General features: G+C 48.3%; 17 protein-coding genes. 12 read left to right on the forward strand and 5 right to left on the reverse strand.

Annotation, left to right across the window (positions count from 1 at the left end):
- Positions 1-82: 82 nt before the first annotated feature.
- The 3 genes from ACN6MW_RS18995 to ACN6MW_RS19005 all read left to right on the forward strand — a co-directional run bounded on the left by ACN6MW_RS18995 (position 83) and on the right by ACN6MW_RS19005 (position 7265).
- Entirely contained in the window at positions 83-1735 is a 1653-nt protein-coding gene (locus ACN6MW_RS18995; protein WP_419871609.1) for an ABC transporter substrate-binding protein, read from the forward strand.
- Positions 1736-1818: 83 nt separating this feature from the next.
- On the forward strand, positions 1819-4137 hold the full coding sequence (locus tag ACN6MW_RS19000; protein WP_419871610.1) for a glycoside hydrolase family 3 N-terminal domain-containing protein: 2319 nt from the start codon (positions 1819-1821) through the stop codon (positions 4135-4137).
- Entirely contained in the window at positions 4125-7265 is a 3141-nt protein-coding gene (locus tag ACN6MW_RS19005; protein ID WP_419871611.1) for an alpha-mannosidase, read from the forward strand. Before ACN6MW_RS19000 ends, ACN6MW_RS19005 begins: the two co-directional genes overlap by 13 nt.
- 123 nt (positions 7266-7388) lie before the next feature.
- Here the strand turns inward: ACN6MW_RS19005 and ACN6MW_RS19010 are convergent, their stop codons facing one another.
- Complete coding sequence (locus ACN6MW_RS19010) at positions 7389-8267, reverse strand: tetratricopeptide repeat protein (RefSeq protein ID WP_419871612.1); 879 nt, start codon at positions 8265-8267, stop codon at positions 7389-7391.
- Positions 8268-8294: 27 nt separating this feature from the next.
- Entirely contained in the window at positions 8295-9260 is a 966-nt protein-coding gene (locus ACN6MW_RS19015; RefSeq protein WP_419871613.1) for an ATP-binding protein, read from the reverse strand.
- Positions 9261-9487: 227 nt separating this feature from the next.
- Here ACN6MW_RS19015 and mutT point away from each other — a divergent pair, with 227 nt between their 5' ends.
- The 4 genes from mutT to ACN6MW_RS19035 all read left to right on the forward strand — a co-directional run bounded on the left by mutT (position 9488) and on the right by ACN6MW_RS19035 (position 13197).
- Positions 9488-9871, forward strand: a complete 384-nt coding sequence (mutT, locus tag ACN6MW_RS19020) for an 8-oxo-dGTP diphosphatase MutT (RefSeq protein WP_419871614.1) — start codon at positions 9488-9490, stop codon at positions 9869-9871.
- Positions 9872-9964: 93 nt separating this feature from the next.
- Positions 9965-10762 carry an alpha/beta hydrolase gene (locus ACN6MW_RS19025; RefSeq protein ID WP_419871615.1) on the forward strand — a complete coding sequence of 266 codons (798 nt, stop codon included), beginning with the start codon at positions 9965-9967 and terminating at the stop codon, positions 10760-10762.
- 178 nt (positions 10763-10940) lie between these two features.
- Positions 10941-11114, forward strand: a complete 174-nt coding sequence (locus ACN6MW_RS19030) for a hypothetical protein (RefSeq protein ID WP_419871616.1) — start codon at positions 10941-10943, stop codon at positions 11112-11114.
- A 187-nt stretch (positions 11115-11301) separates the two neighbouring features.
- On the forward strand, positions 11302-13197 hold the full coding sequence (locus ACN6MW_RS19035; protein WP_419871617.1) for an ATP-binding protein: 1896 nt from the start codon (positions 11302-11304) through the stop codon (positions 13195-13197).
- A gap of 99 nt (positions 13198-13296) precedes the next feature.
- On the opposite strand, the gene ACN6MW_RS19040 is transcribed toward ACN6MW_RS19035, so the two are convergent.
- Entirely contained in the window at positions 13297-13539 is a 243-nt protein-coding gene (locus ACN6MW_RS19040) for an NHLP leader peptide family RiPP precursor (RefSeq protein ID WP_419871618.1), read from the reverse strand.
- Between the two features lie 461 nt (positions 13540-14000).
- Between ACN6MW_RS19040 and ACN6MW_RS19045 the strand changes: the two genes are divergently transcribed.
- The gene (locus ACN6MW_RS19045; RefSeq protein WP_419871619.1) at positions 14001-15779 is read left to right on the forward strand and encodes an ATP-binding protein; all 1779 of its coding nucleotides are present in this window, start codon (positions 14001-14003) and stop codon (positions 15777-15779) included.
- 52 nt (positions 15780-15831) lie between these two features.
- On the opposite strand, the gene ACN6MW_RS19050 is transcribed toward ACN6MW_RS19045, so the two are convergent.
- Both ACN6MW_RS19050 and ACN6MW_RS19055 read right to left on the reverse strand, forming a co-directional pair.
- Positions 15832-16077 carry an NHLP leader peptide family RiPP precursor gene (locus tag ACN6MW_RS19050; protein WP_419871620.1) on the reverse strand — a complete coding sequence of 82 codons (246 nt, stop codon included), beginning with the start codon at positions 16075-16077 and terminating at the stop codon, positions 15832-15834.
- Positions 16078-16188: 111 nt separating this feature from the next.
- The gene (locus ACN6MW_RS19055) at positions 16189-17127 is read right to left on the reverse strand and encodes a hypothetical protein (RefSeq protein ID WP_419871621.1); all 939 of its coding nucleotides are present in this window, start codon (positions 17125-17127) and stop codon (positions 16189-16191) included.
- Positions 17128-17500: 373 nt separating this feature from the next.
- On the opposite strand from ACN6MW_RS19055, the gene ACN6MW_RS19060 reads away from it, so the two are divergent.
- The 4 genes from ACN6MW_RS19060 to ACN6MW_RS19075 all read left to right on the forward strand — a co-directional run bounded on the left by ACN6MW_RS19060 (position 17501) and on the right by ACN6MW_RS19075 (position 22245).
- A complete protein-coding gene (locus ACN6MW_RS19060) occupies positions 17501-18070 on the forward strand; it encodes a hypothetical protein (protein ID WP_419871622.1) in 570 nt (189 codons plus the stop codon).
- A gap of 80 nt (positions 18071-18150) precedes the next feature.
- Positions 18151-19233: a Gfo/Idh/MocA family protein gene (locus tag ACN6MW_RS19065; protein ID WP_419871623.1), complete on the forward strand. Its 1083-nt coding sequence runs from the start codon at positions 18151-18153 to the stop codon at positions 19231-19233.
- Between the two features lie 96 nt (positions 19234-19329).
- The gene (locus tag ACN6MW_RS19070) at positions 19330-20343 is read left to right on the forward strand and encodes a substrate-binding domain-containing protein (protein ID WP_419871624.1); all 1014 of its coding nucleotides are present in this window, start codon (positions 19330-19332) and stop codon (positions 20341-20343) included.
- A 33-nt stretch (positions 20344-20376) separates the two neighbouring features.
- A complete protein-coding gene (locus tag ACN6MW_RS19075; protein WP_419871625.1) occupies positions 20377-22245 on the forward strand; it encodes a cache domain-containing sensor histidine kinase in 1869 nt (622 codons plus the stop codon).
- The last annotated feature ends 1 nt before the right edge of the window (position 22246 follow it).

Here is a 22246-nt window from a genome sequence, read left to right on the forward strand (position 1 = left end):
GATGCGGCGAGCTCAAAGTGCGCGGCCAGGTTTGCTAGCAAAAAGCGAAGTTTGTTTAACTACCATTTTAGGAGGGGTCCAAATGAAAAAAACATTTTTCGGCATGCTTGCACTCATCATAAGCCTTACATTGGTATTGACGGCTTGTGGGAAAAGCAATGAGGGTAACAATACTTCTACTAATACCGGAGATACAAATACAACCGAAGAAGCGGGACCGGTTACGATGACATTTTTTGCTCCTCAAGGCAAAGCGCCTTTAGAAGATAACACCTACACGAAGCATGTTGAGGAAAAATTCAATGTCAAAATAAAATGGGATCTCGCTCCTGCCGACGCGCTGACGGATCGCCGACAATTGCTGCTCGCAAGCGGTGATTATCCGGAAGTATTCCTAGAGGGGAAATTCACGCATACGGATTTGCTGACTTACGGCAAGCAAGGCGTTTTCCTTCCGTTAAATGATTTGATTGATAAGTATGCCCCGAACATCAAAGCGATGATGGAGAAGAAATCGTATTTTAAAGATGCGATTACGGCAACGGACGGCAACATTTACGCCCTTCCGCGTTTAAATGAATGCTACCACTGCACCTTCTCTCAAAAGTTTTGGATGAATAAAGAGTGGCTCGATAAGGTAGGCTTAGCGGTTCCGACTACGACAGACGAGCTGTATACGGTACTGAAAGCTTTCAAAGAAAAGGATCCGAACGGAAACGGTAAAGCCGATGAAATTCCGCTCACGGGCGCACCGAACAAAAACGTATGGAACGGGAACATCGACGCTTATTTAATGAATTCCTTTATCTATAACGATAATGGCAAATATTTGACCTTGAACGACGGCAAAGTAGACTTTGCAGCGAATAAGGAAGGCTGGAAGCAAGGCCTCATTTACATGAACAAGCTGTACAAGGAAGGTCTAATTGACCCGGCTTCGTTTACGCAAAACGATCAAGCGATCGGCCAGCTTGGCAATCGCGAGGGTGACGAAATCGTAGGCTCGATTACGACTGCGCTCGTTAGTTACTTGGTCAATCCATATGATGAAAAGCTAACTAGACATAAGCACTGGGTCATCGTACCGCCGCTAAAAGGACCAGAAGGCGTGCAGCTGGCGGGCGCTTCGCAGGGCATCAGCGAATTCCAATTCGCGCTAACGAATAAAGCATCTGAGGCGCAGCAAATTGCTGCGATCAAAATTATGGATTATGCCTTCAGCGAGGAAGGCGCGATTAAGAGCGAATATGGTGCCGAAGAAGGCATTGGCTGGAAAACGGCAGAAGCCGACGAGAAAAATATCGACGGTCAACCTGCTAAATACAGCTTCAAGGGAATCCCGGTAGCTGATCCGGACGCTATCCGTAACGACAGCTGGTCATTGATGGGGCCGAAGGATTTGACGAAAGAGTTCCGCGACCTGTTTGCTGTAGGGCAGGATCCGCTTGCTGCAGACGGTTACGAAACGCGGCTAGCGCAGGCGACTAACGCATTTGCCCCGTATTCGCCAAAAGAAATTTACCCGTCAGGCGTCTTTATTCGTCCGGAGGATACCGATGCCGCTTCGCAATTGACGACATCGATTCAAGACTATGTAACAACAAACATGGCTCAATTCATTATCGGCAGCAAAGACATTCAGAAGGATTGGGATGCTTACGTGAAAGGCTTTGACGGCTTGAACCTTGCTAAATATATTGAGATTTACGGCAACGCGATCAAAAAAGAAGAATAGGAAAGACAAATGGCGGGCAGGAAGTATAACCTTTGGGTTTACTTCCTGCTGCTATATACGGAGCATGATAAGGAGAGACAACCATGAGCTACAAGGATTCGTCGCTGCCAGTCCCGGAACGGGTAGAGCATTTACTGAAGGAAATGACATTAAACGAGAAAATTGGCCAGCTGCTGCAACCGTTTGGCTGGAAAACATATGCGAAGGAAAATGGAAAAGTCACGCTATCGGAGGATTTCCAGGAGCAGGTGAAGAGCGGCGGGATTGGTTCGTTATACGGCGTGCTGCGCGCCGACCCGTGGACGGAGGTTACGCTTGAGAACGGACTCTCGCCCGAAGAAGGGGCAAGGGCGGTCAATGATATCCAGCGTTATGTGATCGAAAACTCGCGGCTCGGCATACCTATTCTATTTGGAGAGGAATGCTCGCACGGCCATATGGCTATTGGAGCGACCGTCTTTCCTGTCCCCTTGTCCGTAGGCAGCGCTTGGAACGTCGATCTGTACCGCGAGATGTGTAGGGCCATTGCGCTCGAGACGAGAAGCCAAGGCGGAGCAGCTACGTATTCGCCGGTGCTTGATGTCGTGCGCGATCCGCGCTGGGGCCGGACAGAGGAATGTTTTGCCGAGGATCCCTACTTGATTGGAGAGCTGGCGGTCGCGGCAGTGGAAGGGCTGCAAGGAGAACGGCTGGACGCGGAGAACAGCGTGATTGCAACGCTGAAGCACTTCGTAGCTTACGGCAGCTCAGAGGGCGGTCGCAATGCGGGGCCGGTCCATATGGGCATGCGCGAGCTGCATGAATCGGATTTGCTTCCCTTCCGCAGGGGCGTGGAGGCAGGAGCGCTTTCCGTAATGACCGCATACAACGAAATTGACGGCGTCCCATGCACTTCGAATGCTTATTTATTGAAGGAGCTGCTCCGGGAGCAGTGGGGCTTTGACGGCTTTGTCATTACGGATTGCGGCGCGATCAACATGCTGGCTTGGGGGCATGACGTCGCCGAGAATGGCGAGCACGCGGCCGTGCTCGCTCTGAAAGCCGGCGTCGATATGGAGATGTCGGGTGAAATGTTCGGCAAGCATCTGGAGGCGGCCGTGCAGCATCAATTGCTCGATGAAAACGTGCTGGATGATGCGGTTAGACGCGTATTAAGCATTAAATTCAAGCTTGGGCTGTTCGAAAATCCGTACGTTAATCCTGAAAGAGCGGCAGAGGTGATTGGCTGCCCAGAGCATGTCCAGCTCGCCAGGCAAATCGCGCAGGAAAGCATCGTGCTGTTAAAAAATACGGACCAGACGCTGCCGTTAAAGAAAGATACGCGTAAGATAGCCGTAATCGGACCGAATGCTAACCATATGTATAACCAATTAGGCGATTACACCTCGCCTCAGCAGCGCAGCCAGATTGTTACGCTGCTCGACGGTATGCGCAATAAGCTGGGAAGCCATGCGGATGAGCAGCTGCTGCATGCGCTTGGCTGCCGGATAAAAGGCGATGCAAGAGAAGGCTTCGAGCATGCGGTTGCCTGCGCGGAGCAGGCGGATGTTGTCATTATGGCTATCGGCGGTTCCAGCGCGCGGGATTTTGGCGAAGGTACGATTGATCTTCGGACAGGCGCATCAGTGGTCACCGAGCATGCATGGAGCGATATGGAATGCGGCGAAGGGATCGACCGTGCAGGACTTAGCCTGCTTGGCGTTCAGCTGGAGCTCGTTCAGGAAATTTATAAATTAGGAAAGCCGGTTATCGTCGTCTATATTAACGGCCGCCCGATCGTCGAGCCATGGATTGACGAGCATGCTCACGCGATCGTCGAGGCTTGGTATCCCGGGCAAGAGGGCGGGAACGCGATTGCCGATATTTTATTCGGCGACGTAAATCCTTCCGGCCGTCTTACGGTTTCCGTGCCTAAGCATGTGGGCCAGCTGCCTGTCTATTACAACGGCAAAAGAAGCAGAGGCAAGCGGTACTTGGAGATGGATAACAAACCGCAGTATCCGTTTGGCTACGGGCTTAGCTACACCGAATTCCAGTATGGGGGCTTGCAGGTTTCTCCGCAGCAAATCGGTCCGGACGAAGAAGCCACCGTCCAAATCGAAGTGACTAATGTGGGTCAGGCCGCAGGCTCGGAAGTCGTGCAGCTGTATGTGACGGACAAGGTCAGCTCGGTTACGCGTCCGAATAAGGAGCTGAAGGGCTTCCGCAAGGTGCATATCGAGCCCGGCGAGATGAAGACGGTAACATTCACGATTTCGCGCGAGCATTTGCAGCTTATCGATCAGAACTATGAACCGGTCGTTGAAGACGGCGAGTTTATCATTATGGTGGGAAAAAATGCCGAGGATTTTGTCAGCGGAAGTTTAACGGTAAAGGATGAGGGACAGCGATGCATAGAATAAACCGTTTTTTGAAGAAGCTGGCGGGCCTGCAATGGCGGGAGACGATCCCGCTTCCCGAATGGGAAATGAGGAAAGCCCGTTATATCGTGCCTGGCGTTTATGAATATGATTCAGAGGATTTTTTCGTCCAGACGATGGATCCTTTGAACAGCACGCAGGGCGTGACCTATTTTTTGCGGAAGCAGCTTGAAATTCCGATTGCTTGGCTTTCCGATCCGATCGGCCTGATCGTGAACGGCGGGGGCGAAGGCATGCTGAAGGTGAACGGCGTTCCGCATCATGGCATAGACAAAAACCACTCCTATGTCCCGCTGCACATGGAGGGAGTCGGTTTGAATCCCTTTATCGAAATCGAGCTGTATGACCCGATACCGGAGCCGGCCGATCCTTTAAACGCGCAGGCGACGATCAATCCGCCTATGTCCTATATCCGCATCCAGCTTGTCCGCGTGAATAAACCGCTGCAAAGCCTGCTGTATAGCATTCAAGCAGCTTATGAATCTGCATTGCTGCTGCCTGAGCGGGATTTAAAAAGGCTGCGGATGAAAGAAGCCTTGTATGAAACGATGGACGAGACCGAGCGGCAAATGGATATCGGGAGCCTCGAAGGGGATTGGCTGCAGCTTTTGGAGAATCGGCTTGCAGAGAAGGCCAAAGCGTTCGCAGCTGCACCGGGCGCGAACGGCACGATGCATATGGTTGGCCAGTCCCATATCGACATCGCCTGGCTGTGGCCAGTGAGGGAAACGGTTCGTAAAGTCAGCAGGACATTCTCCACAATGAATACGCTGATGAAGGAATATCCGGATTTCGTTTATACGCAGAGCCAGCCGCTGCTGTATGCTTTCGCCAAAGAGCATTATCCCGAGCTTTATGAGCAAATCAAGCAGCGCGTTGCCGAAGGACGCTGGGAGCTGGTTGGCGGCATGTGGGTCGAGCCGGATTTGAACATTCCAAGCGGAGAGTCGCTTGTGCGTCAAATTTTGTACGGACAGCTCTTCTATAAAGAGGAATTCGGCAAAACCTCCAATATCGAATGGCTGCCCGATACGTTTGGCTATTGTGCTTCCCTGCCGCAGCTGCTGAAGCTGGCTGGCGTCGATTATTTTATGACAACCAAATTAAATTGGAATGACACCAATCGCTTTCCATATGATCTATTCCACTGGGTCGGCATTGACGGCACGTCTGTCTTATCCTATTTGAGTCATAGCTTGAACGTGAATACGAGACCGAAGGACATACATGAGCATTGGGAAGCTTACCGGCATAAAGACAAGCTGGATGAGCTGATGCTGCTTTACGGCCACGGAGACGGCGGGGGCGGCGTAACTAGAGAAATGGTGGAGCTTGTGGAGCGCTCGGAGATGATGGCCGGTTTGCCCAGCAGCCATTTCAGCACGGCAGCCGAGTTTTTCGGAAACGCCTGGGAACGGCGGAAGGAACTGCCGAAGTGGCATGGCGATTTATATTTGGAGCTGCACCGCGGCACCTATACGACGCATGCACGCAATAAGCGGAGCAACCGGAAAGCGGAGGTGCTTTACCGGGAGGCGGAAATGTGGAGCAGCTTGGCCCGCAGCGCCTTCGAAGCTGGCCAAGCGGATAAGGTGCAGGCGGCGCTTCATGAGGGCTGGAAGCTCATTTTGCTGAACCAGTTCCATGACATTATTCCGGGTACGGCTATACCGGAAACGTACGTTACCTCTGCCGAAGAGTACGAGAAGGTATTCAAGCTTGGCCATGCATGCTTGGAGCAATCGCTGGCGGCACTCGCAGGGAGCATTGACGCGCGAGGGGAAGGCATTCCATACTTCGTATTCAACAGCTTAGGCTGGGCAAGAGATGAAATCGTACAGATCGATGTCGATGAAGCGCAAGAGGATTTCGCGGCATTCGATCAAAACGGCGAACTGCTGGAAAGCGATATTTTGCGCCATGCTGCATCTACGGGAAAAGTAACGCTGGCAGTAAGCATGAAAGCCATTCCAGCCTTCGGCTATACGACCGTTTGGCTGAGACCGTCACAGCCGGCGGAGACGGCGATTGTTCCGGCAAAGCTGGACTGCTCATGGGAAACGCAGCATTACATTATCGAATTCAACGAGGCAGGCGAAATCATGCGCTGGTACGATAAGTCCGCAGAGCGCGAAATGATCTTGGCCGGAGGAAAAGCAAATGAATTTCAGCTTTTCTTCGATAAGCCGTTATCTTGGGATGCCTGGGATATCGATCCTAGATTCGAATCGCAGCGCGCAGGCGCTGCTCGGCTTCTGAGCAAGGAGGTTATCGTTCAAGGGAAAGCGCAGGACGTGCTTCGTTTTAAGTGGCAACTGAGCCGCTCCGTCATTATTCAGGATATTATTTTCTACCAGGATAAGAAGCGGGTCGATTTCAAAACCAACGTCGATTGGAAGGAAGAGCATAAGCTCCTGAAGGTCGCGTTTCCGGTCGATATCGTAGCCAGCAAGGCGACCTATGAAATTCCGTTCGGCGCTTTGGAGCGTCCGACGCATACGAATACGAGCTGGGAGCAGGCGCAATATGAGGTTTGCGGACACCGCTTTGCGGATTTATCCGAGGGCAATTACGGAGTAAGCTTGTTGAATGATTGCAAATACGGCTACGATATAAAAGACAGCACGATGAGGCTATCTTTATTGCGCGCTCCGAAATGGCCGGATCTAACGGCAGACCAGGGAGAGCATGAATTTACGTATTCGCTGTACCCGCACGAGCAGGATTGGCGCGGCGCCCATGTCGTGCGGAGCGCGATGGAGCTTAATCATCCGGTACGGGTAACGGAAGGCCATGCCGGGCCCGCGATGGAAGCGGGCCGCCAAGGTCAAGGCAGCGCAAGCCCAACACGGCTGGAGCTGCTGCCATTTGAGAGCAAGCATGTCATTCTGGATACGATGAAGGCTGCCGAGCGGGGCGAAGGGACGATTTTCCGCCTATATGAATCGGCTGGAGGACGTGAGCAGCTTACGCTGCAGCTTCCGCCGGCAACAAAGGAAGCGTATGTCGTCAATTTATTGGAGGAGGAGCTGCATCAGCTGGACATTCAGGATGGGAGTGTACAGCTGGGCTTTAAGCCCTTTGAAATCCTAAGCATTCGCGTGCGATAAGGCGAAACAGGCGGGGTAACCCGTTTCCTGGAAATAAGAAACACCGCTCTGCTTCGAAGGATCTTCGAAGCATGAGCGGTGTTTTTTCTTTATGGGGCTTAGTTGAACGATAGGGACTCAAATTTATCTTCGAAAGTTCCAGCCGAAAAGTTTGACATGCACCAGCAAGCGGGTGATCCAGTAGGTGGCGTAATAAAGAATTAAAAATGCGATCATCAGCGGTCTGAATATGATCCAAAGCGTAATCCAGCCGAGTAGAATCTGCCACGGCTTCATTTTTTTCATGAGGTTGCTCGGAAACAGCAAAAACTTGAACACCTTATACGTTTTCTGCAGACCCTCCATATATTCCTTGCGAATTTGCTTGTCGTCGGGATCGAGCCGGATTGCATTTTTCAGCATGACCAGATAGTCGTCATAGTCATTCCGTCTCTCGGCGGACCAGGCAAGATACATATAAACAAGCTCGGATTCTACTTCCAGCCGCAATGCCTGGTTAGCAAGCATTTTAGACTCGGAGAAGTTGCGCAGCAATGCTTCGTTATAACTTAGATTAGCGAGATAAAGGGCATTTTCGGGCGATATTTCAAGCGCCTTCAGCAGTAAGTCGCGGGCCTCTGCGTATTTGCTTGTCTTATTGTAAATGTTAGCGAGCAGGAAAAAATAATGGGGCTCATAGGGATCAATCCGCTGTGCCTCGGCGATGGATTCGAGCGCGGCCTTCCACTTCTCCATCGTATAATAAGTATTGCATTGAACGAACCATGCAAGTTCATTTTCCGGATCATGGCGGAGCGATTCGCTAACCCAGTGAAGCGCCTGCTCATATTCGTCTTGGTAAAGAGAAACCCTGCCGAGAAGCGCATAGGCGTAGGGATCTTCTGGCGTATCTTGAATAAGCGACACAGCCGCTTTCCTTGCCTCATTTAGCTTTTTCCATTCGATCAGCTTTTCAATTTCCTGGTAGCGCCTATTCTGCAACTCTTCTTCTAATTCATACATGGCGGTAGCTTCCTCGCTATAACGTAATTATTTCAATCCGTTCTGCTTCATGTAATCCAGAACGATTTGGTAATCCTGGTTCACGTCGCTGAATGTCGCGTAGTTCTTGGCGGTCGCAAACCAATCGAGCGTCGTTGCTTTCCGATGCTTGGACGCTTTCTTCAGATCATCCTGCGAAATAGGCTGGATTTCACCGGTTTCGAGCGTTCGCTCCAGCGCGCCTTCAACGGCGTCCTTCACGATCTGCTCCAGATCCGCACCGGAGAAATGTTTCGTTTCCTTTGCTATTTTGCTCAAATCGAGCGGGGAGAGCGGTTTTCCTGCCAGCTTTAGCTGCAGGATCGTTGCACGCTCCGATTCCTCCGGCGGCGGTACAAAGATCATATGGTTAAACCGGCCGGGCCTGCGCAGCGCCGAGTCGAGGTACCAAGGCGTATTCGTCGCGCCGATGACAAACACTTGATCATTAAACGTGCGCAGCCCGTCAAGCTCCATCAGAAGCTGGTTAACGAGGATACGGTCATGATGCTGCCGCATCTGATTACGGCTGCCGCCCATTGCATCGAGCTCATCGATAAAGATCACGCAGGGTTTATTCTCACGGGCCTTTTCAAAAATATCATGCAAATTGTTCTCGCTTTGCCCGACGTACATGCCTAGAATCGCTTGCAGCTCGATATGCATGAAATTCGCATCGATTTCACCCGCAACCGCCCGGGCAAGGAAGGTTTTGCCGCAGCCTGGAGGTCCATAAAGCAATAAGCTTCCGCCGGCTTCCTTCCCGTACGCGGCGAAGAGTTCAGGCTGCTTCAGCGGCAAAATAAAGTTCATTCGGATTTTTTTCTTAACGTCTTCAAGTCCGCCAACATCGGCAAACGTTTCTTCGGGCTTCTCGGATTCTACCAGATCTTTGCCGTTATGATCAAAACGAAGCACTTTCAGCTTGTTACGGCGGCGATCGGCGAGATCGTCGCGGTCATTGTAATCCGACATAGCCATCATCCTTATCCATACAATTTTGTTATTAGTGTATCAAATTTCTTTCATAGATTGGGCATTTTTATGAAAGTAGGTAAAATAAGAGAGAGTTTAGGCTTCGGTTATCCATATGCTTATTTTGCGCATAGATCGGCTTATCACGTATGATAGAAGCTTATCCGTAAGGCTGCGCAGCATGCAAACGGATATAAATCAGTGTATAGTTGAGGATGTGTGTTTGAATGATTCGGGTCGCGGCAGCCATTATTGAAAACGAGCAAGGGTTATTGCTGATTGCAAGGCGCAAACCCGATAAATCCCAGGGAGGACTATGGGAATTTCCCGGCGGCAAGTTGGAGGCGGCTGAGTCGCCTGAGATATGTCTTCGTAGAGAGCTAATGGAGGAAATGGGCATTGAAATTGCCGTTGGCGCATTTTTTGGACAAAATGATCATGATTACGGCGCTGTCCACATTCGATTAATTGCGTATCAAGCCCGGCATATCGCTGGGGAGATCAGATTGGTGGACCATGATCGCTATGAATGGGTAGAAGCGAAGCGGCTGTCTAATTACCCGTTCGCTCCAGCGGATATCGCCTTTGTGCATAGGCTCATGGAATCGTAACGAGACTTGATTAGAGCCGTTCTACCGATGCGGAGATAGCGTGGAAATCGTAACATTGGAACATGAGTATGGTGAGATAAAGGAGTGCAAGAGATGAGACAGAATTCACAGGCTTTGTCAAAACCGAAGCAGGGCCGCAAAGTAAAAGTGATTATTTTGTCGGCAGCCATCCTGCTGGTGCTATTATTAACGCTTGGTATCGTCTATCAATTGATGGTGTATCCGCCATCCGCGGATGCGAAAGCCGCTATGAAAAGCGATAAACAGGTCACCGTCAGCATAGGCCAAGCCGGTTACCGCTTTGAGCCGGCAGCAGGCGCAGAGGCGATGGCTCAGCCTAATGTTATCTTTTATCCGGGAGGCTTGGTGGATCCCAAAAGCTATGCTCCTTTGGCCCGCAAGCTGGCTGCGGCCGGCCACCGGGTATATATCGCCAGCATGCCGCTTAATTTGGCTTTTGCAGGTCAGAACAAAGCGGATGCTTTCATTGCCGAACATCCAGAGGAACGTTATGTCATAGGCGGCCACTCGCTTGGCGGCGTGTTCGCGTCGCGGTATGCCGCGGAGCACTTGGATCAAATCGACGGCGTTTTCTTTCTTGCGGCCTATGCGGACAAGGCAGGGAGCTTAGCTGAAGCCAAGTTTCCCGTCCTGCAGCTGACCGCCTCCAACGATGGGGTTATGAGCCCGGAGGATTGGGACAAAGGGAAGTCTTTTATGCCAAGCCAGACGGAATACGTTACGATTGAAGGCGGAAACCACGGGCAATTCGGCTCGTATGGCGCGCAAAAAGGCGACCAGCAGGCCAGCATAGCTCCGCAAGAGCAGCTGGATCTGGTAAACGGAGCGCTGCTCGGTTGGATGAAAGGGATTCAAGCAGGGAAGCAATGATTAGAAACGGCATTCTCATTACAACTATTGTTGGATAGCACAAGGAAAAGAAGCTGTCTCCTAGGGTCAAGGGCCACGGGAGGCGGCTTCTTTTTTTTGCGCAAACGCGCTGTTCTTATGATTTGGACAGGCGCGAACCATTTAGGCTTGACATCGATTGAGGTCGGGTCATTGTTCGATGGAGGTTGTCTTATCCTCTGATTGGATCGGGAAGCTGCTGCAATCGGTGTTTGAGGTGGAACGAAATCCACTGGCTGTCGTTGTCCTCCTTGCCGTTCTCGTAATGGCTTTCATGATCGGGTTGAATTATTTTATGATTCGCCGCGTGGCCATTAAGAAAAGAACCTTTTAGCGGAAAATGAATGACCGCCCCCGCTGATCATTATGATCAGCGGGGGCGGTCAATTTTTTTTACAACATAGTTGTCATGATTTACTATATATTAGTATTAGTCGTAAAAAAACAGAAGGATCTTTATCGAAGTTTGTCGAAATATAGGTAGATAGATTTTTTTGTGATTTCATTATCTGAGGTGCTGCATGAAAGCTATACATAGATTTTTAACGCTCCTTGTATTGGTGCTGTTAACCGCCACTTTAGGCTTAGCTACGACCTCGCATGCAGGATCAAACACGACGGCTATTTCGAATTGGCAAATGATGTGGGAGGAGGAGCTGGCTCCTTCTATTGAAAATGCAGCTTCAAAGAGTAAGGCTGGACAATGGCAATCCTTCGCATTCGGGGACTCCTTGCCCGCGAAGCCTATGGGCATTCAATCCGCCTGGCTTAGATTCCAACTGCCGGAGTACGATTTGGCGAGACCTGCGGTTTTAATTTCAAAGCTTACGGCAAAAGACGTCATGATCTATATCGGCCAGAAGCTCGTTTATGAATCCCATCGGAATTATCCTTTTAATAAAAATGAGATATTGCTGTCATTGAGCGAGGCCGAATCGAATGCAATGGTTTATATTTATTTGCAGACGGATTCGGATTGGCTCGGGCTAAAGAAACAGCCTTTGGTAGGCGAAGAACAAGCGCTAAGCAAGGCTTATATGAAAAAGGAAATTTATGACGTTATCCTTGGAGCGGTGCTTCTGTTTGTTGCGCTTGCTTTGTTTCTTTGTTTTATTTTTTTGAATAAGACGTACTTGGCCGGCCTAAGCTCCCTTTGCATCGTCATCCTATCGATTGGATTAATGATCCTCTCGTTATCTACTTTTTTACATACGATGTATAGCGAGTACGGACGGGTTATTTATTATATGTTCGAGATCGGTTCGAATTTATTGATGCCGTCTTTATTTTTCTTTTTCGAGAGCATCTTCGGCAAGGGCCCATGGCGGATCATAACCCGTTTCAGAAAGCTGCAAGTCGTTGTATCCGCCATTTCGGTTATTTGGCTGTTTCTTTCTTTTACATCAAGCGAAATCGGAGCTTTGTATACTTCGGCTACGATTGTGACCTTTGGCGGAACTGTCATCATTGGCAATGGCTTGCTCTTAGTTTTGTTATTCCGGTTTTGCCTGCAAAAAAACAAAGAGGCGCTAATTATTACAACAGGCTTTGGTGTTTTCGCGGCGATCGGCGTTGCAGAAATCATATGGTATTTCATGACGGATATGAATTATGAGATGCTCTATTGGAAATGGGGCATACTCAGCTTTATCGTTTCTCTTGTATTTATCCTGGCGAGAAGAATTATTCAAAATTACGATCAAGTCGTGAAATATTCAAAACAGCTTGAGGTGTTTAATAATGAGCTGCAGCGTTCGGAAAAGATGGAAATCATCAGTCAGCTGGCCGCATCGGTAGCCCATGAAGTACGCAATCCCTTGCAGGTGACGAGAGGTTTTCTCCAAATTCTTGGAGAGAGCACGGTTAGCGAGAAAGAGAAGGGTTTCATGGGGCTGGCCATCGAAGAATTGGACCGGGCTTCGGAAATCATTACGGATTTTCTGATGTTTGCGAAGCCTCAGCTTGAACAGACGGCGGTTCTGGACGTTGCCGAAGAAATCGAGAAAATCGAAGCGATACTTGTTCCGTTGGCCAATATGCAGGGAGGCGTAATCGAGGTTGATTTGGCTTCCGATTTGTATGTGCAGGGCAACTCGTCGAAATTCAAGCAAGCGCTTATCAACATTATTAAAAACAGTATCGAAGCCTTAAACAAAGACGGGATTGTTAAGATCAGCGCATATATCAAGGATACCGGCACCGTTGTCATCTGCATCAAAGACAATGGTGAAGGGATGAACGAAAATGAGTTGAAAAAGCTGGGGGAGCCTTATTATTCCAAAAAAACCAAAGGAACGGGCTTAGGCTTGATGGTAACCTTTCGAATCATTGAGGTTATGAAGGGAACGATCGTATTTACCAGCAAAAAGGGGATTGGCACGGAAACGCTTATCCAATTTCCGTTAGCAGAAAAATAGCGCTGACTGCTTTGTGAAAAGGCAGGTCAGCGCTTTTTTTATTTCACCGCGAAAAGGCTTTACCGCCATAAGAAAGGCAGCAGACGTCTTCGCTTTTATCTATTGCCAAGCGGCCCCTACAGACTCGTCGGCGCTTCTTACAGCTGCAGGACTTTGCGGAAGGACGAAATAATATTTATTTGCCGTCTCCTCTACTACTTCAACTTCGATAGAATCCGGTACATCAATGCCAAATGCCTCTTTCACCGCTGCTTTGGGATCCGCAATAAGTTGTTTCTTAAATTCTGCGTCTTCCCATGCTTTTTGAATGATTTTTTCCTGCCATACTTGCTCTGCGGACACAATGATCATCCTTCCGAATATGTATAAGTCTTACGTCCTAATTTTATCAGTAATATTCGACAAAATCTATATAAAAAAAGAAGAATCGACAATAATTAGAAACTATAGCACCTTTAAAATATTGCGATAGTATGAAACGTGGTCTAAAAGACCTTGTTGGATCGGTGTTGTTTGTTTTCGTTTGAATTATACTGGACTTAGCGGTTTGCAGATGTGTAGGATAAATCTGTTTCAAGTTAATATTTTTGGTAAAAAAGGGAGTATTAGAAGGAATTAGAACGAAGATTGTCGAAACATAGTAGAGTTAAAGGTTTATATTTTTTACATAGAGGTGCCATATGAAAGGTTTATACAAATTTTTATTGGCTGTTATGCTTTTGTTTTTTTTAACTTCTCACCTTCAAGTGACATCCGCGTTTGCATTGTCAGATAAATCGACTTTCGCGATTACGGAATGGGAGATGATGTGGGAGGACAAGACGGACAGCCGGGTTCAAGATGCAATATCGAGAAATGACATTGATTGGATGAAGGTGGAGTATGGAAGTCCATATCCGCAAGTCCCAAAGGGCATCCATACGGCATGGATAAGATTTAAATTACCGAAGCTGGATTGGTCGGCGCCGGCATTGTCCGTAAATAAGCTGTATGCAACAAATGTACATATTTACATCCAAGAAATGAATGTGTTTACTAATATTCGCGAATATTCTTATGATAAGAATCAGTTTCTTTTACCGTTAGATAGGCAAAAATCGCTTTCAACCGTTTATATGAAAATTGATAACGACACGGACCGCTTAGGCATACAGGATCAACTAGTGGTGGGCGAATTTCAATTTCTTGCGAAAAATTACATGATCAGAGATTTAATCGATGTTATATTGGGTGCCTCTCTTGTATTCATATCCATGTCGATACTGTTATGTATGTTGTTTATAAAAAAAACGTATATGAAAGGCTGGGGGGCATTAAGCTCCGTCATATTGTCGGTCGGGTTAATGATTCTCACGTATTCGCCTTTTGTCCATACTAATTTTTCTCAGTACGGAAAAATCAGCTATTATTTATTTGATATGGCATCAACGTTATTAATGCCGTCTCTATTCTTTTTTATCGAAAAAATATTTGGGCGAGGCCCGTATGGATTCATCCTTCGTTTTAGGAACTTACAGGTTTTCATTGCGGTTGTATGCATAATATGGCTGCTTATTAGCTTCAAATGGGAAGCCGCTTATGAATGGTACGTTTATGCAGCGACTGTATCATTTGCGCTGTCGATTATTATTGGGAATCTGCTGTTTATTGGTTCTCTGGTTGTATTTTGCCGCAAAGGAAACAAAGAAGCGATTATCATGTCAACGGGTCTATCCATTTTTGCTGCGGTTAGCGGAGCGGAAATCATATGGTTTTTTACAACCGGGATGATGCATCAAATGTTTTATTGGAAATGGGGAATTTTTGGTTTCTTTGCATCACTGGTCATCATATTAGCTAGACGCATTTCAAATAATTATGAACAGTTGCTTCGATATTCCAAGCAATTAGAGATTTTCAACAATGAGCTGCAGCGGTCTGAAAAAATGGAAATAATTAGCCAGCTTGCGGCATCTATCGCTCATGAGGTACGTAATCCATTGCAGGTAACGCGAGGGTTTCTGCAGCTTCTCGGATCGAAGGCAAGTAATGATAAAGACAAGAATTATATGGTAATCGCAATTGATGAGCTTGATCGGGCTTCAGAAATCATTACCGATTTTTTGACCTTTGCTAAACCCCAATTAGAACACACAACTTTGCTGAATATAGGAGAAGAATTACAGAAAATAGAAGGGATTTTAGTTCCTCTAGCGACTATGCAAGGCGGAGTTATTCATTTGAAAATTGCTGCTGATCTATATGTGAGAGGAAACTCCTCCAAGTTCAAGCAAGCTTTGATCAATATTATTAAAAATAGCATAGAAGCATTAGGAGAAAATGGCGTGATAGAAATTCAAGCATTCGAAAATAAGGATGAAAACCATGTGGTGATCCGTATCAAAGATAACGGAGAAGGCATGAATGAGTCTGATATCAAGAGATTAGGCGAACCCTATTATTCCAAGAAGTCCAAAGGAACTGGGCTGGGGCTGATGGTTACATATCGTATTATTGAATCGATGCAAGGGTCAATTGTGTATAAAAGCATAAAAGGAAACGGTACGGAAGCCAATATTTTTCTTCCGGTTTCAATACAATAATAGAGCCGATGCCTCACGCAGTGAGGACATCGACTCTATTTTTATAACTACTCTATCGCCACATAGGAACGTCTACATGATTTTCATCTTCAGCATCCACGGCCGGGCTTTGCGGTATCACCAAATAAAACTTGCCAGCCGTTTCTTCCAAGACTTCGACTTCGATTGTATCCGGTACGTCTACGCCGAAAGCTTCTTTGACGGCTGCTTTCGGATTGGCGATCAACTGCTTTTTGAATTCAGCGTCTTCCCAAGCCTTTTGAATAATTTGATCTTTCAGTGTTTGTATTCCCGACACGATAGTCACCCTTCCGAATATGTATAAGTTTTCCATACTCAGTCTATCATGTCTATTCGACAAATTCTATATCGTTTTTCTAAAATTCGACATATAGTAGTGCTATGGGATCTATTGAGTTGCGGAATTGAATAGGAAATAACTAAATCCGCCCTGCAGCAGCTGCTGCTTGCGTGATTCTATCGTCCCGCAAGTCTGGTTCAAATGGTTTAGTATGAAATCATGAAAAGCTTCCAATTCAGCCGATTCCGCTTCCAAAGAAAGCAGCTTCGTGTGATTATCAGCCGCAAGCTGCACATACTTCTTCATGCATCCCCGAATATAGATGGCATTTTCGGCATCCTTTTCAGTCAGCGGAGTGTCAGCTGTGCCTCTGTCGGCAGCGATCATCGCCAATAAACCGTTGTAGCTGCCGTCTGCAAGATCTTCCTTCCAGTCCGCGTAATCATCAGCCATCTGCAGCGTCATCAGCACAATATCAATCGCATGCTCCAGCTTCCCAATGAGCTCCGTGCGATCCGTTAACAGCAGAGCGCCAGTGCAGGCGATTTTGACGGGACCGGCTTTGCCGGCCGTCCGGATGGGATTACGGATAAAATAATCGTCGCGCTGCTCATTCGTTACGCTTTCGGCCCACGTCGTTACATAACGGTGATAATAGCTCCAAAACAATGAATGCGAAGGAAATAGCTCACGGAATACGCTAAACATCTCAAGCATCAGCAGATTGCCGAGCGCCAGCTGCTCCTTCCAGCCCGAAGAAGGCTGGCTGTCCATCACATCATCCTGAATGAAAAAATAAAGCATCCCATATACATTAGCTAAAGCGAGCGCTTCACATTGCGAATCGCTGATTCCGCTTGGATTTTTCACCCAGTAGGGAAGCAGGCTGCAAATATAATCTTTGCCGCTTTCCTGCTTAACCGGGTTGAACTTATCCGCGTAAACTAGACCAATCGTATTAAGCGGCTCAGGAAAAAGGGCAATGCGGGCTTCAGCCGTCCTGTAAACATACGCCAGCTGTTCTTTATAGCGGGTAAACCATTCCATGTAAACGCCTCCGCTGCAAATAGATATACGTGAAACAACTATACTAAATGAAGATTTGCTGCATATAGATAGGTTATGAACGGTGTCAATCTTTTCCTACTATATCATTTAGCCTGCAAGAAAATCTTAACATTTTTTTAAACAAGAGGGAGAAAAGGGCGAGTTGCTTATTGAGTAAAAAGAGAAAATCCAGTAATATGAAGTTAGGTTATGAAAGTAGAAGAGGTTGGTAGACGGTGCTCTGTCACACTATACTTACAGAACTGGACTAAGGTCGGGGATAGGCCTATTACCTGAGCAGGTTTAGAATTTCGTTCTCCTGCATTAAAGTTAATACCTAGATGAAAGTTCTTTAATGTGGAGGTAGTACGGCATGAATAGAGATAAGGAAATTTATGTGCTCTTAACGAACACGGGGACATTATTTTCGAAGACAATTAGATGGTATACGAAGAATATGCTGAATCACGCATCAATCGCTTTTGACAGCGATCTGAACGAGGTTTACAGCTTCGGCAGAAAGAATCCGAACAATCCTTTTTTTGCCGGTTTTGTGAAAGAGGATGTCCGAGGCGAGTTTTTTGAGAATTCAACCTGCGCTTTATACAGATGCACGATTAGCCATTGCTCCTATATAAATATAAGAAATCAGATCCATTACATGGAAAAGAACCGCGATCAATACAAGTACAACCTGCTTGGCATGTTCGGCATCATGCTTAACATTGAGATGAAACGGGATTACGCTTATTTTTGCTCACAATTCGTGGCCTCTGTCTTTGAGGAAAGCGGAGTGAACCTGGTCAATAAGCCGTCATTGTTCGTTACCCCGGCTGATCTGGAGAACACCTCTATGCTTGAGTTGGTCTACCACGGCAAGCTGCACACCTATACAGGCGTCAAAGAAGAAATTAAAGCGACTGGCACGTTCCGAACAGCATAAAAGAGATCTCTCATGCGGGGGGTCTTTTTCTTTTATGTACCCTCACCCAATCCTATTGAAACACGGAGGCTGAAATTAATATGTCTATTATAAATTTTGGAATCGTCGGCGGAGGCTGGCGGGCGGAATTTTACATACGAATCGCAAAAGCGCTGCCTGAGCGGTTTCGCATTCATACGATCCTTGTCAGAGACGAGCAAAAGGGCCGGGAGCTTGAAGCGAAATGGGGAATAAAGACCGTGCGAACGCTTCAGCAATTTACGGCGGAAGCAAAGCAGTTCAGCTTCGCTGTCGTTTCCGTGCCCCGGACGGCTGCCCCGGATATCATCCGCGAATTAGCAGAGCTTCGCATACCTGTTCTTGCGGAGACGCCTCCGGCTGTCGATTTAGCAGCACTTTCCGCGCTATGCGGTTCATTGCCGGGGGAGGCGAAAATACAGGTAGCCGAGCAATACTTGTTCCAGCCAATGCATGCCGCCCGTATCCGAATCGCAAAATCAGGCAAACTGGGAGAGGTGTCGCAGGTACAGGTATCGGCTGCCCATGATTACCATGGAATCAGCCTAATCAGACAATTGCTCGGCGTTGGGTTCGATTCTGCGACGATAAGCGGCGAGCAGTTTGAGTCCTTGCTCATGAAAGGTCCTAGCAGGCAAGGCGATCCACTCGAGGATCAAACGGTTCAGTCGGTGCAGCGGATCGCTACTTTCCGTTTTGGCGGCAAGCTGGCCTTGTACGATTTTACCGGCGATCAGTATTTCTCATGGATACGGCGCAGCCGCATGCTTGTAAGAGGCAGCAAAGGCGAGCTGGCCAATAATGAAATCAGCTATTTAGAAGATTACGCTACGCCTGTTTATACGGAGCTTCGCAGGGTGGATACCGGCCATCATGGCAACCTGGAGGGATATTTCCATCGCGGAGTTATGGCGGGCGGGGAGTGGCTGTACAAAAACCCGGTTGCTCCCGCGCGATTAAGCGATGATGAGATCGCGATCGCAACCTGCTTGCTGCATATGGGGGATTATGCGACTGGAGCGAGGCCGTCCTTCTACAGCTTGGCCGAGGCTGCGCAGGATCAGTATTTGGCGCTGTTAATGGATCAAGCGATCACAACGGGCCAGACGGTTAAGACGGAAAAGCAAGTCTGGAGCGAGCTTTAATTGCATTGTAAAATTTATTTGCTTGTATGTTAAAATAAACGCAGCCCGCGAAATCGGAGCAGCGTTTTATTTTTTTGTGAAAGGGGTTACACCGGCGTGAAGAAAATACTGCTCATATATGGATTGCTCATCGTAACGTTCATGCTGTTCGTTTTTTATAACCAGAATGTCGGTTACCGCAATGCCGACCCGAATCCGTGGGAGCAGATGGATGAAGGGCTGCGCGGCACCATTGACGAGAAATACGTGATGGTGACCTTTTTATCCGGTATCGAGTATTGGAAAACGGCGATCAAAGGATTCGAGGACGGCGCGCAGGCGCTAAACGTGTCGGTCGAGTATCGCGGCGCGACGCAGTATGATGTAAACGAGCAGGTGACCGTCCTTGAGCAGGTTATCGCCAAAAAACCGGCAGGCATCGCCCTATCGGTCATGAATGCGCAAGCGCTTACCGGCACCATCAATAAAGCGGTCGAAGCCGGGATCCCGGTCGTGCTGTTCGACGCAGGCGCGGACAAGAGCAAGGCATATTCCTTTCTGGCTACAAACAACTACAATGCCGGGGTTACGGCAGCGCAGAAAATGGCCGAGCTTATTGGCAATCAAGGCAAGGTCGCCGTCGTGACGCTGCCTAACCAATTGAATCATCAGGAACGGACGATTGGGTTCCAAGAGACGGTTTTGAAGCAATATCCGGAAATCGAAGTGGTCGCGATTAAAGACGGCAAAGGCGATCAGCTTGTGTCGGGGCAAATGGCGGCCGAGGTGATGAAGCAGCATCCAGACATAAAGGGCTTTTTCATGACGGAGGCGAATGGCGGTGTAGGCGTCGGCAAAATGATGCAGCATAACAACGGAGTAAAGCTCATCAGCTTCGATACGGATAAAGGGACGCTGGATATGGTGAAAGAGGGCACAATCGCCGCAACCCTTGCGCAGGGAACGTGGAATATGGGCTACTGGTCCCTGCAGTTTTTATTCCATCTCCATCACAACATGACAGGGCAAAGCGCCACTGCAGTCATGGGCGGATCGCCGCTGCCGAAGTTCGTGGACACGGGCATCACCGTCGTCACGCAGGACAATGTCGACAGCTTCTATGCGAAATAACCGATTACAGATAGCGTACGTTGAAATGAGAGGATGCCATTGAAACAGCTGAAATTTTTTCAATTGAATAATTTGCCGATACGTTACAAGCTGATCATCATGTTCTTGCTTATTTCCATTTTGCCGTCTATCGGGCTCGGGCTGCTCATTGATTATACGGTTGAACGAATTATTGGCAAGCAGGTGAATGAAAATACGCTCCAGCTTATTGGGAAGGTGAATAAGTCGCTGGAGTTTTACGTGAGCAATATGCAAAATATGACGTATCTAATTGCGTTTGACCCTGGCGTACAGCAATTTTTGCAAGGGAAGGGCGGCTCAGGTTCCCAAGCGGAAAGGGAGAATAGCGTCTATGCCATGCAAAAATTTTTGCAAGGCTTCACCACGTTATATTCGGAAGTGGCCGGCGTCATGGTGGTCAACAGCAAGGGCGAATACATCAGCAACGAGCTGTACGCCCGCAGTGCGCAGCCGTTGACGGAGGAAAGCTGGTTCAAGGAGGCGGTCGCGAGCAAGGGAATTTATAAAATTCTCGGCAAGCCGGGCCATCGGAACATTACGAGTCACGCAAATTATAAGGAGGACGAAGTGATATCCGTTGTCCGGGCCATTCTTAATCCGAATACCCAGGAGGTAGAGGGCGTCGTGCTCATCGATTTGAAGCTCAGGGTCATCGCGGAAGCCGTGAAGGATGTAAGACTGGGGAAAACGGGTTATTTGCTGGTCATCGATCATGACGGGGGGCATATTTATTCGCCTGCTAAACCGATCATTCGCGATATTCCGAAGCAATGGGTAATGGAAGGCAGCTCGGGCAATTTTTCAAAAACGGTAGAAGGCGAGAAATTGCAAATCATTTACCGGAAATCATCGTTCACTGATTGGACGACGGTCGGCGTGTTTTCATCGAAGGAATCAGCGCTGGAAGTTCAGGAAATCCGCTTCTACGTAATTACCTTCGTATTTTTTCTCTGCCTGCTGAGCATCGCGGCCGCCATATATTTGGCGCATTCGATGTCCAGGCCGATCAATCAGCTGATGTCGTTTATGCAAAAAGCGGAGAACGGCGATCTGACGATCCGGTATTGGGGAGAGCGCGAGGATGAAGTCGGCAAGCTTGGCCGGAGCTTTAATACGATGCTGGCCCAAATGAATAAGCTGCTCAGCTTAACCGAGCTTCAGGGGCGGCAGAAGCGGGAGGCGGAGCTGCGCAGCCTGCAGGCGCATATTAAACCCCATTTTTTGTACAATACGCTGGATACGATCCATTGGATGGCAAGGAAAAAAGGTGCCGATGACGTTGCCGAGGTCGTGCAGTCGCTGTCCAAGCTGTTCCGGATCGGACTAAGCAAAGGCAACGACATTATTCCGCTTACCGATGAAATCGAGCATATTCAGAGTTATCTCGTCATTCAGAAGACAAGGTACAAGGAGAAGCTGAATTACACGCTGGATATCAGCCCGGAAGTACAGCAGCTGTACGTCGTCAAGCTGGTGCTTCAGCCCATTGTGGAAAACGCGATTTATCATGGGATTAAGGAACGGAGAGGACCGGGACATATCGCGATCAAAGCTTATGCGGCAGAAGACACGCTTCTATTGTCGATAAGCGACGACGGCGTCGGAATGTCACCCGGTAAGCTGGAGCAGCTGCGGAAGCTGCTCGAGAGCACGGTAGCTACGCCGAAACTTTCGGAGCATGATCTTAAGGAGCTTAAAGAGCATCAAGAAGGGGACAATTTCAAAAAATCGAAGGAACAGCAAGGCTACGGCGTACTCAATGTACAGGCCAGAATTCAACTTACGTTTGGTGAGCGGTACGGCATGAGCATGGAGAGCACGGAGGGCAAGGGGACGACGGTGACCATCACCCTTCCGGTTTTGCGGGATATTCATGGGTAGA

Source organism: Pristimantibacillus sp. PTI5 (assembly GCF_048572955.1).
Lineage (GTDB): Bacteria > Bacillota > Bacilli > Paenibacillales > Paenibacillaceae > Pristimantibacillus.